This is a genomic window from Patescibacteria group bacterium (assembly GCA_034660655.1).
Taxonomy (GTDB): Bacteria; Patescibacteriota; Patescibacteriia; order JAACEG01; family JAACEG01; genus JAACEG01.
Genome location: JAYEJU010000012.1, coordinates 33,112 through 48,232 on the forward strand (window position 1 = coordinate 33,112; position 15,121 = coordinate 48,232).

A 15,121-nucleotide genomic window follows, 5' to 3' on the forward strand; every position below is an offset into this window, starting at 1 on the left:
TTGAAATCATGAAAATTTCCAAAATAATAACTGAAAATTACCGCTCAATTCAAAAGACCGAAATTTTACCGAATAATTTTTCGGTTTTTGTGGGTCAAAATAATCATGGCAAAACTAACTTTTTTGAATCAATAGAATGGTTTTATACCGCGAAATCATCCAAAGCAGACGAGCATTTTAATAAAGATGAAACAAATAAAATATCTGTAGAAATCTTTTTTGAAGATGTAGTCGAATCTGATATTGAAAAATTAACTACTGACGCAAACAAAACAAAAATAAAAACAATGCTTGGCGAGCATAAAAATTTTTCTGTTTTGAAAACCAGCACAGATCATAAAAGAAAATATTTTGTTAATGACGAAGACAAGGGTAATCCGTCTGGCTTAGACACAGCTATAAATGAATTTTTACCAAAATTAGAATACGTGAATACAAAAATATGTCTTGATGATGTTTCAAAGTATAAAGACAAAAATCCAATAGGCACAATGCTATCAGGAGTCTTAACTGCAATTATTGAAAATTCTCAGGATTATATAGATTTTAAAGCACAATTTTCAAAATTATTTGATAGCGACTCCTCTGAAGTGCGGCAAGAATTAGACAAGCTGGGAACAAAAGTTGAAATATATTTGCAAAAACAATTTCCAGACGGTACAAAAGTTAAATTCGGAGTTAATCCTCCAAATTTTAACGACTTGCTAAAAAGTTTTGACACAACAGTTGATGATGGTATTGAAACAAAGGCGGAAGATAAAGGCGATGGAATGCAAAGAGCTATAATGCTATCAATTATTCAAGCATTCGCAGATTATAGAAAAGAAAAGAGTGGTGGCGGAACATTTCTATTTTTAATTGACGAGGCAGAATTACATCTACACCCTTCGGCCCAACGAGCGTTGAAAAAAGCCTTGATTGATATTTGCACAACCGATCAAGTTTTTATCAATACTCATTCATCGGTTTTAGTGGTAGAAGATAATAAATGTCAAAAAATTTTTAAAGTAGAAAAAACAAATAAGATTACCGACATAACAGAAGTTGGCGAAGCAGAAAAAATTGATGTTATTTTTGATTTATTAGGTGGCAGTCCTTCCGATCTTTTTTTGCCAAGAAATTTTTTAATCGTCGAAGGCAGAAGTGAATTTGAATTTATAAATTGCATAATCAAACGTTTTTATATTTCAAAATACAAAGGAATAAAAATAATTTTTGCGGGTGGCGATATTGACGAGCAAGAACCAAGCTTACTCGCTGTCCACAAACTTTTTGTACCATTGGCAGGATCTGATAATCCGATATATAAAGACAAGGCAGTAGTACTAATTGATAAACCAAACAGCAAACAACAAACAAAATATGATCAATTCAAAGCTGGCTATCCATATTTATTTGAGAATAAACAGGTTTTTGAATTAGATGTTGAAACACTTGAGCAATATTATCCTAATGGATACAAAAAAGCAAAAAACGAGATAGATGCGAATAAAAAAGTTGAATACACAAAAGAGGTTGCTACGAATATTACAAAAGAGCAATTTGAATCAGAAATGAAAATCATATTTGATGCGTTGGAAGCTGTCAATACAAAAGGATTTAATCCGAATTGAAATTAGAATAAGGAGTTTTTTATTTTTGGCATTCACCCCTACCCCTCTGCCAAAAATAAAAAGACAAAAAAACTTATCTTATTTAAAAGCAGATTGAGAAAAGAATAATAAGGATGAAAAAAATTTACATCACATAACAAAGTATATGAGGGAAAAGAAAAAGAGCATTTTAAACTTTTCAGCGGTTGCACTTTTTCTTTCACCCAAATTTCGCTTCCTCTATGATAAAATAATAAGGAAGTCGGCGAAACTTCTCATATTCGGATACGTTATATGCAATTCAAAAAATATAGGAATGGCAGGGATTAGAATTGGGTATATTTTAACCTCTGAATGTTTAGCGGGAATGATAGAAAAATTTAAGCCGATGATGGAGGTAAGCTCTTTGGCGGTAAATGCAATTGTAGCTATTTGTTCCAGTAGGAAATATTTAAAGAGTGCCGTAAAAGATATTGTTATTTCACGGGGTAAGTTTACATATGGTTTAAGAGATTTAGGGTATAATGCTATTGAAAGAGGAGGTAATTTTATTCTTGTTGATTTTGGAGATAAGCGAAAGGAGGTCTTAGAAAGTTTAGGAAAGAATAATATAGAATATAGAATTTTTGGCAGTCCACTGAAAAAATATACCAGAATAACAGTCGGGAAATACAAGATAATGAACTATGTATTGAAAATTATTAGAAAACATAATAAATAATTGAATATTTTTTTGAAATTTACTTTTATTTATTGATATTGACTTTTAGGTTAAAATATATTAAATTATTATTATGTCAAAATAAAAAATTAAACTTAAGAAGAAAAGTTATGATAAAAATCTATAATTCTTTAACAAGAAAAAAGGAAGATTTTGTACCGCTTTTGGAGGGTGAGTTGAAAATGTATGCTTGTGGTATAACTCCTTATGATGAAATTCATATTGGACATGCTAGACAAGCAGTCGTTTATGATGTTGTTAGGGCTTATTTTGAATATCTTGGATATAAGATTACATATGTAAGAAATTTTACAGATGTAGATGACAAGATAATCAAAAGAGCAAATGAGGAGGGCAGAGATAGTATAGAGGTAAGCGAGCATTATATCAAGGAAAATTCAGAAGATTTGGAAAAACTTAAAGTTAAGCACGCTACCCATGAGCCAAAAGTCACTGATTGTATTGCTGACATAATAGAGTATATTCAGGTTCTTATCGACAAAGGTTTTGCCTATGTTGTTAAAGGCGAAGTGTTTTTTGATATCGATAAATTTACTGAATACGGCAAGTTGTCCAACCGGAAAAGAGATGATTTGATAGACTCTGAAGATTCTCCAAACAAAAAGAATAACAATGATTTTGCTTTGTGGAAACCTCATAAGCCAGGCGAGCCATACTGGGATTCGCCTTGGTCAAAAGGTCGGCCTGGATGGCACATCGAATGTTCAGTAATGGCTCATAAATATCTTGGCGATGAAATAGATATCCATGGAGGCGGATTGGATTTAATATTTCCTCATCATGAAAATGAAATTGCTCAAAGCGAGGCTTATTCAGGTAAAGCTTTTGCAAAATACTGGGTTCATAATGGTCTGGTAATGATCAACGGAACTAAGATGAGTAAAAGTTTGGGAAATTTTTTGACAGTTAAGGATGCTTTGAAAAAATATTTTCCAGAAGAAATCAGATATGTAATATTAACCAATACTTATAGTTCTAATATCGATTTTTTAGATGATCTATTCTTGAATGCCAGAAAGAGACTTTATTATTTTTATACTACTCTTTTGCGAATGGAGGAATTTGCCAATGGTGCGGATGCTAAAGTTGATTCAGATCGAGTCCCTGGAGTTATTATCGGTCTTGAGGGAAAGTTTAATGAGTTAATGGATGATAATTTTAATACTCCTAGAGTAATTTCCGAAATAACGGAAATATTCAAAGAGTTGAATAAGATTATTGATTCCAATAAATATTCTACCGAAGAAAAGAGCGGTATCTTTAAATCCTTTTTCCAAATTTTTAACAAAATTTCTTCTGTTTTAAGACTCTTTGAAGATAGTCCAAATGAATATCTTTCAAAATTAAAAGAGAAAATCTTGACAGAAAAAAATATAACTGAGAATTTTATTAATTCAAAGCTGGAAGAGCGTCAATCTGCCAAAAAAATAAAAGACTATGAAAAGGCAGATAGTATAAAGGAGGAACTAAAATCAAAGGGGATATCAATTCAAGATTCTCCTGATTCTGTAAAATGGGAAATTATTTTTTAGTAATTAAATTTTTTATTGGCACTATCCAGGTAGCGCCATTTATTTTATTATTATTTTTGCAATATGACTAAATTAGAAATAAAAATGTTAAATTTTTTGAAGGAGTTAAAGAAAAAATATTCAGTCGTTGGCATAAAGGCTGAATTTGAAGCAGAAGGAAGTCGCTTGACTGAACTTTTACGCTTAAAGGAGATAGTCGCCAAAGCTGGCTTGGGTTTGACTATAAAAACAGGAGGCGCTGAAGCTATTAGGGATTTATATGATGCAAGGCTTATTGGTGTTTCCGGTATAGTCGCTCCTATGATTGAATCTCCTTTTGCTTTAAAAAAATTTTTATCGGCAATAGACACAGCTTTCCCAGAAAAAGAGGAAAGAGAGGATATTTCCTTTTTCGTTAATATAGAAACAATTGATGCATATAATAATTTTGACGAAATGCTTGAGATAGAGAATATAAATAAATTAGCAGGAATTGTTTTGGGTAGATCAGATATGTCTTGTTCTCTTGGGCTCGCAAAGAAAGATATTAACTCAACTAAATTATTTAAAATAGCAGAAACTCTTATTAAAAAAATAAAAAAGAAAGATTTAAAATTTATAATTGGCGGATCTGTTGATATTAAATCTTTAGATTTTTTTAATAAACTTCCGAAAACTAATTTTGTTGGATTTGAAACCAGAAAAGTAATATTTGAATGCCCAACTGCGCTTAATCGACAAGCTAAGGAGGGAATACAAAAGGCCTTGGAATTTGAGTTATTATGGTTACTGAATAAAAAAGATTATTATAATAAAATTTCAGCTGAAGATAGCGAGAGAATTAAAAAATTACAAAAAAAGTATAATCTTAAATAAATGTTTATACTTAGAGATTAAATAATAATAAAGAGTTTTAGGCAAAGGGAATTCACCCTTTTAATTTCCCTCTTCCCTTTGCCTAAAACAAAAAAATCAAATTTTCTTTTCTAGTAGAAAAGGTTTAAAATAATTAAAACGAGATAAAAAATTTACTCTGCGGATTTGCTTTTCAAAGTTATTCTGGAAATTTATATTTAAATCAGTATTAAAATCAGTTTTTCTTTTCACGTTCATCCAAAGCAAATCCTTGTCCCGTTGCGCCTGCCTGCCGGCAGGCAGGCTCTCCTCCTTTCAGTCGTCGTGGCGTAAACAAGGGATAAAAGGAAAATTGCTCGGCTCGCAATTTTCCCAAATTTTTTTTGCTACGCTCTGAAAATTTTTTTTATCCCCGATGTTATCGGAAATAATCAAAAGTTTTTTATCAGCTTAGCGGATAATTATTTGGGGCTATTTTTTATTTTTATATTACAAAAACCCTTAACAAAATGGGGGGGGTAGTGATAAGGTATCAATGACTATCATGGTGGTAGTTAAATCGTTCATTCCAAACCAAAAGGAGGTGAGAACCGATGGGAAAAAAGAACACTCCAACACGCGGACCTTCGAAACATGGTGGTTGGGGAGGCAAGAGAGCATCTAAGGGAGGTGGCCTTTCCACAACGAAATCCGGAGGCAAATCCGGAACTTCTGGCGGTGGCAAAAAGAAATAAATGTTACCGCAAAGCGAGGTAGATTTCATAATTACCTCGCTTTTTTAATATTACGATACATGTTATAATATAACTAACTTAATTTGCTTACATTAATAAATAGTCAAGTGTAACGCATTAGGTTAGAATGGTCTAAATTATATTATTCCACAACTATGTTAAAATTTTATCTTAAAAAATTGAAAAATAATTTAACTGTATTTATTATTAAAACACAAAAATTATCATCTCTTGATATTACTTTGTATATTAAGACTGGTTCAGTTTATGAAGATAAAAAAAATAATGGAATTTCCCATTTACTTGAACATTTGCTCTTTCTAAAAACTAAACAACTTGAATTACATCCCATTGTCCTTGATATATATCCATATACTAGAAAGGATTTTACTTATTTTGAAATTACTACTTATAAAGATTTAATAAATGATGCTCTGTCATCTCTATTTTCAGTAATTGCATTTCCTGATTTTACAGAAAATAATCTTAAAATTATTAAAAAAATTACCACAGAAGAAATAATGGAATTTTATGATAATCCTTGTGATGTTTTAAATCAAAAAATAGATCAATTTTTATATCAAAAGAACAGCTTGGCGCTTAATGTGGCAAGTAGCGAAGAAAATCTAAAAAATATTACCATAGCAAATTTAAAAGAATGGTATAAAAATTTTTATGTTCCAAGCAATATGATTTTAACCTTAGTTGGTGATATAAATATCAGCAAAACAATAAAACAAATTAATAATATTTTCCATTTTAATAATTTATCTGATAGAACAAGTAAAAATAAAAAAATTGGCAAGATTGTTTATCCCAAGACTATATCAAAGCCAATCAAATTAAAAAGTAGTAATAATTTTAAACAAACATATTTAACTTTTGTCTTCCCAGTGTCCAGCATTAATAATTCAAAATATACTCATTTTATTTTGTTAGCAGAAATTTTAAATAAAAAAATAAGGCAAAAAATGGAAAATAGCGGCCTCTTTTATGATATTCAGTTTTGTTACCATCACTATTTAAATGTAGGAGAATTTAGGATAATAACTGCTTGTAAAAAAAATAATACGGATAAAATAATAAAAAAAATTTATAATTTTATTAATGCTATTAAAATATCGGATTCATTTTTTAATGAAACAAAAAAATATATTAAATATCAATTTTTATTAAAAGAGGATAATGTAGACGAATTGTCATCTTTGTCTTTGTATTTATTAAATAACAATTCTAAATTAACTACTCTTAAAGATGAAATAGATAAAATTGACAGTATAAAATTTGATGAAATAATCACTATTAAGAAAAAATATTTTAATAAGAAAAACAGTTATCATTTTCTAATGAATTAAAAAAATTAAAAATAAAAAATAGCCATAAATAATGTTTTGATTCCCGCCAATTCGGCGGGCAGGCGCAAAACAAAAATTTTTAATTACATCCGATAACAGCGTGTATGAGGCTACGGCTTCTATACAAGTTTCCACCCATATTTGCCATATTTTGCTCCGCTACCTGCCTGCCGGCAGGCAGGCGCTCCGCAAAACATCAGATATACGCAAACGTTATCGGAAATAATTAAAAATTTTTTATCAGCTTAGCGGATAATTATTTGGGGCTATTTTTTATTTTTTCATCGCAACAAAATCCTTGACAAAATGGGGAATAGTGATAAGGTACTGTCAGTTCTTTAACATCAAAAACAAGGAGGATAGAAACATGGAAAAACAAAAGTATCAGTTATCCCCAAATATCCGCATTATATCTGATTCTGAATCAGATATGGCGATGGTTTATCACGCCCTATATGGTAATCCTCGAATTATCAATGACGAGGGTTTGCGATTTTTGAATCTTTTCAAACGACCAAGCAGCGCAGAAGAAATCTCTGAAATTTGCGACGACAATCCAAAGGGTACAATTCAAGAGTTCGCCGAGATTTTCTTTCTTGTCGAACCCGGCTTTGACGAGAAAAAATTCCTACGAGAGAAGAAAGAACAACAACTCATCGAAGTACAGAAGCAAAGGACGGTTGACCGAATGGGCCTCGCAATCAGCGATTCGTGCAACTTTGGATGTACACACTGCATTCATTTCCAGCCTGCGACCAATCTTGATCAAGTGCTGCCTATATATCAACGAGCGGCTCCGCAACTCAATATGACTTGGGAAATCGCAAAGCGATGCGTAGATCAGTATGTTGCATTAATGAGAGAGCAAGAAAAGACTCACGGAAAGATACATTTTGGAAACGCAGAACCGTTAGTCAATTGGCCTGTTATTGAGCAAGTGCTTGAATACTGCGATAAGATGAGCGATTTCTCATTTGAATTTGCCATCAATACAAATCTGGTACTCATGACAAAGCAGATCGCCGAGACATTCAAACGATATCAAGTCCGTATCGCAACGTCACTTGACGGAACTCAAATAGCTAACGATGCTATTCGCATTACAAAAGGTGGGCGGGGAACATTTACCCGCATCCTTGAGAAGTTCGATCTCCTATCAGAGATCGGTTATTCGCTTGATGGATTCAGTATCACTGTTACAAGAGGCAACTTCGAACTCATTGACACAGATATTTTAGACTTGGCCATTGAAAGAAGAATGTCTTCAATCGCTTTCGATTATGACCTTGTTGGTCTGATTCACATTTCTGCTGAGGAACGAATTGCAAAACTCATGCGACTCAAAAAGTACGCCAATGAACACGGCATTGACTTCTTTGGAACATGGGATTCTCCGTTTCGTAATCTGACCTCAGAAAGTCTATTGTCTGGAGATCACGCGTTTTGTGCCGCCGTTCAAGGCAAATCCATTGAGTTTAATGTGAATGGCAGTATCAAGATCTGTAGTCACACCACCACGACGATCGGGCATCTCGACAGCTTCGATGAGATGTTCGGAAAAAATGGTGGTTTAACACAGATTGTTGCCAATCGTTTTCCGGGGACAGATGAATACTGTTCCGGGTGCGAGATTGAAGGTCCGTGCGGTGGACAATGCCATGTCACCAGAGAGGTTGTTTCTCGTTCAATGGGTGGGGAACAACAAGAAATTTTTACAGATATGTGTAATTTCTATCGCGGAATCACAAAAGCGCTTGCGATAGAGTATATCCGGTCAAGCTGAACCGCGGCGGTCGGCAACCGTCAAACCTGCATCTTATGAAAGGAGGTGAGCCAGATGAGAAAGATCAAGATCAAAAAGATCAAGATTGCCAAGGTCGTCCCACTGCCTTCGGGGATGTCTTTCCCCGGCAAACGAACCAGTTGCAAGTAATTGCAGCCCGTGGGGTTAAGTACGTAAGTGTTTAACCCCACTTTTTTTTGTCCCACTGCACCACAAGTTCATAAATATTTTTTTGAGGATTATTTGAGCTCACTGCCCAATGAAGCGCGTTAAGATAAAAAATGGCATAAACAAACTGATATTTTTTCTGAAATAATTTTTTATCTTCTACAAGAGTGGATTCCCAAATCGCCGCAATGAGTTTATCCATATAATCAGCTTCAAATGTTTCATCAACGCCCTGCTCTTGATATGCTTTAGCGCACTCTTGATAATAAAAGAGGCGAGAGAGATCATAGTTGGGATCGCCAAATAACGCTAATTCCCAATCAAGTACCCCCGTTAAATTTTTACCATCAGTAAGTAAATTATGAATAATAAGATCGCCATGAACTAAGGTAAACTTTATTTTAGTAGTAAATAGATTTTTAATTTCGGGGTTATTAATTATTAAAAATAAATCCCGCAATAATTTATTAGCTTGCTCAAATTTTTTAATATCAATACTTTTCTGCTTTACTCCATCTGTAAGGTAGTCCAAAAACCTTTTATATTTTTTACCTGTTTTTACCGAATAAATATTATCTTTTATTATGATTCTCTGATACTGAAGAAATTCAACGACTTGTTTGATAATATCACTTTTACTGCTTGACGAAAGATTTTTCCAAGTTAAATCCATTGTCTGTCCGGGAAGGCGATTCTCAACCATAAAAAATAATTCATCAATTTTTCCATACCATAAAACTTTTGGTATTAATTGATAATTAAGACGCTTTAAAAAATTTGCCTCTCTTAGTAAAAGTTTAGGGTTATCGTCCCTAAAACGTATAACATAGTTATCCGAGAGAAAAACTTTGTAGTTAGTGCCACTTGGCGCAACCGTAAAATTTTCCCCTACGGGGATGGCAAATTGTCTCTTAATTTTTTTAATTCGTAAAAGATAATTTTTCATAGTATAATTTTATCAAAAATAATAATATTTGTCATTTTTTAAAAATTTTAAAGATTGAATTTTAACTTATTTTAATTTATAATATCAGTATATGGTACGATTTCAAAAAAATAAAAAATAGCCCTAAATAATATTTTGATTCCCGCCAATTCGGCGGGCAGGCGCAAAACAAAAATTTTTAATTACATCCGATAACGGCGTGTATGAGGCTACGGCTTTTTACAAAAGCCTCTACCCATATTTGCCTCAGCTACCTGCCTGCCGGCAGGCAGGCGCTACGGCAAACATCAGATATGCCGAAACGTTATACGCAATTTAAAAAATATTTTTGCTATATTAAAAATAAAAAAGCCATAATTTAATATTATGGTTTTTATATAACAATTAAATTGTACCGCTAACGGGAATCGAACCCGTGTTTCCGCCGTGAGAGGGCGATGTCCTAACCCCTAGACGATAGCGGCTATATTACTCAACAAACCTACTACTTTTTTGCGTCGCCGCCAAATCTTCTATCGCGATTGTTAAACCAGTCAATTGCTTCATCTAAGTCGCTTTCGGAAAAGTCAGGCCAGCAAACAGATGGAAAATATAACTCGCTATATGATGACTGCCAAAGAAGAAAGCCAGAAAGCCGCTGTTCTCCGGATGTTCTGATAATTAAATCAGTGTCAGGCAATCCAGCAGTATAAAGATTATCATTAACTATTTTTTCTGTTATTTTGTCAGCGGGTATTTTTTCTTGTATAATTTTTTTTATGGCATTAACAATTTCTACTCTTCCTCCATAACTAATAGCAATATTTAAAAGTCCTTTTTTGCAATTTTTAGTTGCTTGTTCCATTTTTTGAATGCTTTTTTGCATATCAGACGACAGATCAGAAATTCTCCCAATAACACGCACTTGAATATTTTGTTTTTTAAAATATTCTATCTCGTTTATCATCGCGTTTTTTAACAATTTCATTAAATAACCGACTTCTTTTTTTGATCTGTTCCAATTTTCAGTTGAAAAAGCGTAAATAGTTAAAATTTTTATTCCTTTTTTTAAGCATAACTCTCCAACCTCTTTGATTTTGTCATATCCTTTGCTGTGGCCTTTTAAAGTCGGCAGGCCTTTGTTTCGCGCCCATCTTCTGTTCCCATCCATTATAATTCCTAAATGGTTTATATTTCTAGGCATAGATTTATTTTGTTTCTTTATGAAGAGTATGAGCTTTGCAAAATTTGCAATATTTTTTTAGTTCTAAACGGTTTTTTATTGTTTTTTTATTTTTTTGAGAATAATAATTTATTCTGTGGCATTTAGAACATTCTAATTTTATTAGGTTATCTTGCGACATAATTTAAATTTTAGCTTTTTAGCTTTTAGCTTATAGATTGAATTATAAACTAAAAATAATTAAATTTTTTGGAGCCAGCGAAGGGATTCGAACCCGTGACCTACTGTTTACAAAACAGTTGCTCTAACCAACTGAGCTACGCTGGCAAATCTATTGAGCCGTTGCGCGGGCTTGAACCGCGGACCTCTTCCTTACCATGGAAGCGCTCTACCGCTGAGCTACAACGGCAAAAAAACAAATTAAAATGTGAAATGTTTTGCTAAGTTGTTGACTATCCTAATAAATATACTAGCTTGTCCCGCCGTATGGCGGTAAGCTACAACGGCAAATTAAAGTTATATTATTTTTTTTTCTATATCTTTATAGATACTGCCGAGCACTCCATTAACAAATTTTCCAGAAGAAGTTCCGCCAAAAGTTTTTGCTAATTCTATTGCTTCGTTAATTGCGACTTTTGCGGGAATATTTTTATCATAACATAATTCATAAACTCCGATACGCAAAATATTTCTGTCTATGTTGGTAATTTGGTTAATAGGCCATTCAGGTGCGTATTTAGTTATTGTTTTATCAATTTTAACCAAATTTTCAATAACACCATCTATAATATTGGTAATAAAGTCTTTTTCATTTATTCCGGGAGCAAATCCTTTTATATTTTTATCAGCTTCTTCTTTTACATTTTTAATAACAGCATCATCTTTGAGTCGATTATAGTCAGAATGAAAAGCATTGCGGAAATCTATTTGATACAGAGTCTGCATTGCTACTGTTCTTCCAAGGTGGCGATTAGACATATTATTAGCTTTTAGCTTTTAGCTTTTATACAAAGACAAAAAACTAAGAAATTAAAAAATTAAAAAATTTTATTTTTTTTCTTTATCTTTTTTTTCGTCTTTTTTCTTTTTTGAAACAGCGATTTTTAAAACCTGCTTGCCTTTGTATGTTCCGCAATTTTTACAAACAGTATGAGATAATATTGGTTGCTTGCATTTTGGGCATTTAGAAAGGCTTATTTTTTTTAATGCGTTATGCGACTGCCTTTTTTTGATTGATGATTTTGTGCGGCGTTTTTTTGGTACTGACATAGAATATTAATTATCCCAGCCAGAGGCTGGTCAGCCTTCGGCTGAAATTTACAATTTTTAATTATAAACTGAATTTATTTTTTTAAATTAAACTTGATAAGTATTTTAACATAAAGAATAAAGAAATCAAGGGAATAAGGTTTATATTCAATTTAGTTGTAAATTCCGATAATATTATATAGAATTGATTTTATAAATACTTTTTTAAAAGCACCAAATCCAAAATTACAAATAACAAACAAATTACAATAACCAAAATTACAAATTCAAAACTTTTCAATTATATTGTTTTGAATTTTGAATTTTGAACATTGGTGCTTATTTGGAATTTATGATTTTGAATTTTGAATTTTCTAAATAAAATCCTATTCAATTTTATTATCTAATTTTATTTTTTGAAATGATTAAATTGCGTATAGCCTGAAAATAATTATATAAAAGTTATATTAGCTACTTCATCTTCCTTATTTTTAAATCTCATAAGCTTTACTCCTTGCGTTGACCTTCCCAATGAATTAACAGATTTTAGAGGAAGCCTGATAATTTGTCCAAGTTTGGAAATGATAATAATATCCTCGTCCAAGATTTTAGAATTTGTAATAACCATAGCTATTAAATTTCCTGTTCGCGATGTTATTTTTGCTGTTTTTATTCCTGATCCTCCTCTTGATTGCAAACGATATTCAGACAATTTTGTTTTTTTGCCAAAGCCATTTTTGCTAATTATTAAAACTTGCAAATTTTTTTCTTTTGCTTGAAAATCAATGACATCCATTCCAATCACTCTATCATCTTTTTTCAGCCTTATTCCCTTAACTCCGCTTGCGTTTCTTCCCATTGAACGGACGCCTTTTTCATTAAATTTTATTGACTTGCCAAGAGTTGTGGCAATTATAATATTATCTTTTCCAGAAGACGGGCTAACCCATTCTAATAGGTCGTCATTTTTAAGTTTAATTGCGATAAGTCCGCTTCTTCTCACATTAGTAAAGTCTGATATAGCTACTTTTTTTATTAAGCCATTTTTTGTTTGCATTATTATATATTTGCATTCTTCTAATTCATCAAAAGGAAGAACAGCTGAAATAAGTTCGTCAGATCCTAATTGTAAAAAATTTACGATTGCTTGTCCTTTTGACTGGCGGGTTGCCTGCGGAATATCATAAGCTTTTAATTGGAATACTCTTCCTTTTGTCGTAAAAAATAGAACATCAGAATGTGTCATTGCGGTAAAAAAATGTTCTACTAAATCTTCTTCTTTTGTTGTTAAGCCAATAACTCCTTTTCCTCCGCGAGATTGAGTTTTAAAATTATCAGGAGACATTCTTTTAATATATCCGTCGCGAGTTATCGCGATAATCGTTGATTCATTAGGAACCAAATCTTCCGCTGAAAATTCCCCAACAGCTCCGGCAACAACTTTTGTTCTTCTTTCGTCAGCAAATTTTTCTTTAACTTCTTTTAATTCATCTTTTACTATATTTGACATCAACTTTTTAGACGCTAATATTTTTTTTAATTCTTTAATAATTTTTTTCTTTTCTTTTAGTTCATCTTCAATTTTCATTCTTTCCAAATTTGCCAAATTTTGCAATTTCATTTCTAAAATAGCAACTGATTGTTTTTCAGAAAGTTTGAATTTTTTTATTAAATTGATTTTTGCTTCTTCCTTGTCTTTGGATTTTTTAATCACTTTGATAACAGCGTCAATTTTATCTAAAGCGATTTTTAAACCTTCTAAAATATGCGCGCGGTCAAGAGCTTTTTGCAATTCAAATTTGCACCTTCTTTCAATAACTGTCAATCTGTGTTTAATGTGTTCTTCTAACGCTGTTTTTAAATTTAGTACCTTAGGCTGTATCCCATTGATTAACGCTAACATATTAAAGTTAAAATTTTCTTGCAAAGGCGTTAATTTAAATAAGCGATTTAATATTTTTTTAGGATAAGAATCGCGTTTTAATTCAATAACAATTCTTATATCTTCCAGCCCTTTTGATTCATCTCTCAAATCTTTAATCCCGTCTATTTTTTTATTTCTAACCAAGTCAGCTATTTTTTCTATTAAAGTAGCTTTATTAACTTGATAGGGAATTTCTGAAACAATAATTTGGAACTGATTAGTTTTCACTTCCACTATTTCAGTTTTAGCCCGCATTGTTACTCTTCCTCGTCCAGTGTTATACGCTTCTCTTATTTCTTTTTTATTATAAATAATTCCGCCTGTTGGAAAATCAGGACCTTTAACAAATTTTATTAAATCGTCAATTGTGGCATCAGGCTTGTCAATCAAATATTCAAGCGCGTCTATAAGTTCTTCTAAATTATGCGGTGGAATATTTGTTGCCATGCCAACTGCAATTCCCAATGTTCCATTTAATAAAAGAATAGGGAGTTTAGAGGGTAGAATCCTTGGTTCTTTTTGGCTTCCATCATAATTAGGAACAAAATCAACAGTATCTTTATCAATGTCTTTTAAAACTTCTTCAGTAATTTGTTCCAGCTTTGCCTCTGTATATCTCATAGCTGCTGCCTTATCTCCGTCCATTGATCCAAAGTTTCCCTGTCCTCTTACTAATGTATAACGCAAAGAAAAGTCTTGCGCCATTCTTACCATACTTTCATAAACAGCGGCGTCTCCATGAGGATGATATTTACCAAGAACTTCACCAACTACTGTGGCTGATTTTCTGAATTTAGCCGTATGTTTCAGCCCAATGCTCCACATCGCGTAAAGAATTCTTCTGTGAACCGGCTTTAATCCATCGCGGGCGTCAGGCAAAGCGCGAGAAATTATCACGCTCATGGCGTAATCAAGATATGATTCTTTCATTTCATCAACAATGGCTAAATCTTCTATTTTTTCAATGATTTCTGTTTGCTTGTCTTCCTTATTTATATTATTGTTTTTATCTTTTTTCATAAAAATTTTTTAAAAAAATAAAAAAACGGCAGTCGTTTTTTTATTTTGATTTTTATACAGTGTGTATATTATTTCCTGCCT

The 15,121-nt window shown here is 32.2% G+C and carries 12 protein-coding genes and 3 tRNA genes; 6 read left to right on the plus strand and 9 right to left on the minus strand.

Going from position 1 to position 15,121, the window contains the following annotated elements; all coding sequences use genetic code 11:
* Nucleotides 1-8: 8 nt before the first annotated feature.
* The 6 genes from U9O55_00715 to U9O55_00740 all read left to right on the plus strand — a co-directional run bounded on the left by U9O55_00715 (nt 9) and on the right by U9O55_00740 (nt 8,572).
* Nucleotides 9-1,613, plus strand: a complete 1,605-nt coding sequence (locus tag U9O55_00715; GenBank protein MEA2088350.1) for an AAA family ATPase — start codon at nt 9-11, stop codon at nt 1,611-1,613.
* A gap of 145 nt (nt 1,614-1,758) precedes the next feature.
* Complete coding sequence (locus U9O55_00720; protein ID MEA2088351.1) at nt 1,759-2,313, plus strand: aminotransferase class I/II-fold pyridoxal phosphate-dependent enzyme; 555 nt, start codon at nt 1,759-1,761, stop codon at nt 2,311-2,313.
* 110 nt (nt 2,314-2,423) lie between these two features.
* The gene (cysS, locus tag U9O55_00725) at nt 2,424-3,866 is read left to right on the plus strand and encodes a cysteine--tRNA ligase (protein ID MEA2088352.1); all 1,443 of its coding nucleotides are present in this window, start codon (nt 2,424-2,426) and stop codon (nt 3,864-3,866) included.
* 63 nt (nt 3,867-3,929) lie between these two features.
* Complete coding sequence (locus tag U9O55_00730; GenBank protein ID MEA2088353.1) at nt 3,930-4,721, plus strand: aldolase/citrate lyase family protein; 792 nt, start codon at nt 3,930-3,932, stop codon at nt 4,719-4,721.
* 868 nt (nt 4,722-5,589) lie between these two features.
* Complete coding sequence (locus U9O55_00735; protein ID MEA2088354.1) at nt 5,590-6,789, plus strand: pitrilysin family protein; 1,200 nt, start codon at nt 5,590-5,592, stop codon at nt 6,787-6,789.
* Nucleotides 6,790-7,156: 367 nt separating this feature from the next.
* Nucleotides 7,157-8,572, plus strand: a complete 1,416-nt coding sequence (locus tag U9O55_00740; GenBank protein ID MEA2088355.1) for a radical SAM protein — start codon at nt 7,157-7,159, stop codon at nt 8,570-8,572.
* A gap of 181 nt (nt 8,573-8,753) precedes the next feature.
* Here U9O55_00740 and U9O55_00745 read toward each other — a convergent pair whose 3' ends face one another.
* The 9 genes from U9O55_00745 to gyrA form a co-directional block, all read right to left on the minus strand.
* A complete protein-coding gene (locus tag U9O55_00745; protein MEA2088356.1) occupies nt 8,754-9,686 on the minus strand; it encodes an aminoglycoside phosphotransferase family protein in 933 nt (310 codons plus the stop codon).
* A gap of 392 nt (nt 9,687-10,078) precedes the next feature.
* Nucleotides 10,079-10,150, minus strand: a tRNA-Glu gene (locus U9O55_00750).
* A gap of 20 nt (nt 10,151-10,170) precedes the next feature.
* On the minus strand, nt 10,171-10,869 hold the full coding sequence (uppS, locus tag U9O55_00755) for a polyprenyl diphosphate synthase (protein ID MEA2088357.1): 699 nt from the start codon (nt 10,867-10,869) through the stop codon (nt 10,171-10,173).
* A gap of 4 nt (nt 10,870-10,873) precedes the next feature.
* A complete protein-coding gene (gene rpmG, locus U9O55_00760) occupies nt 10,874-11,029 on the minus strand; it encodes a 50S ribosomal protein L33 (GenBank protein MEA2088358.1) in 156 nt (51 codons plus the stop codon).
* A gap of 69 nt (nt 11,030-11,098) precedes the next feature.
* Nucleotides 11,099-11,175: transfer RNA gene (locus U9O55_00765), tRNA-Thr, on the minus strand.
* A 10-nt stretch (nt 11,176-11,185) separates the two neighbouring features.
* Nucleotides 11,186-11,257 (minus strand) — tRNA-Thr (locus tag U9O55_00770).
* Nucleotides 11,258-11,364: 107 nt separating this feature from the next.
* Nucleotides 11,365-11,826: a transcription antitermination factor NusB gene (gene nusB, locus U9O55_00775; protein MEA2088359.1), complete on the minus strand. Its 462-nt coding sequence runs from the start codon at nt 11,824-11,826 to the stop codon at nt 11,365-11,367.
* Nucleotides 11,827-11,895: 69 nt separating this feature from the next.
* Complete coding sequence (gene rpmF, locus U9O55_00780) at nt 11,896-12,117, minus strand: 50S ribosomal protein L32 (protein MEA2088360.1); 222 nt, start codon at nt 12,115-12,117, stop codon at nt 11,896-11,898.
* A 430-nt stretch (nt 12,118-12,547) separates the two neighbouring features.
* A complete protein-coding gene (gene gyrA, locus U9O55_00785) occupies nt 12,548-15,040 on the minus strand; it encodes a DNA gyrase subunit A (protein MEA2088361.1) in 2,493 nt (830 codons plus the stop codon).
* Nucleotides 15,041-15,121 lie beyond the last annotated feature (81 nt).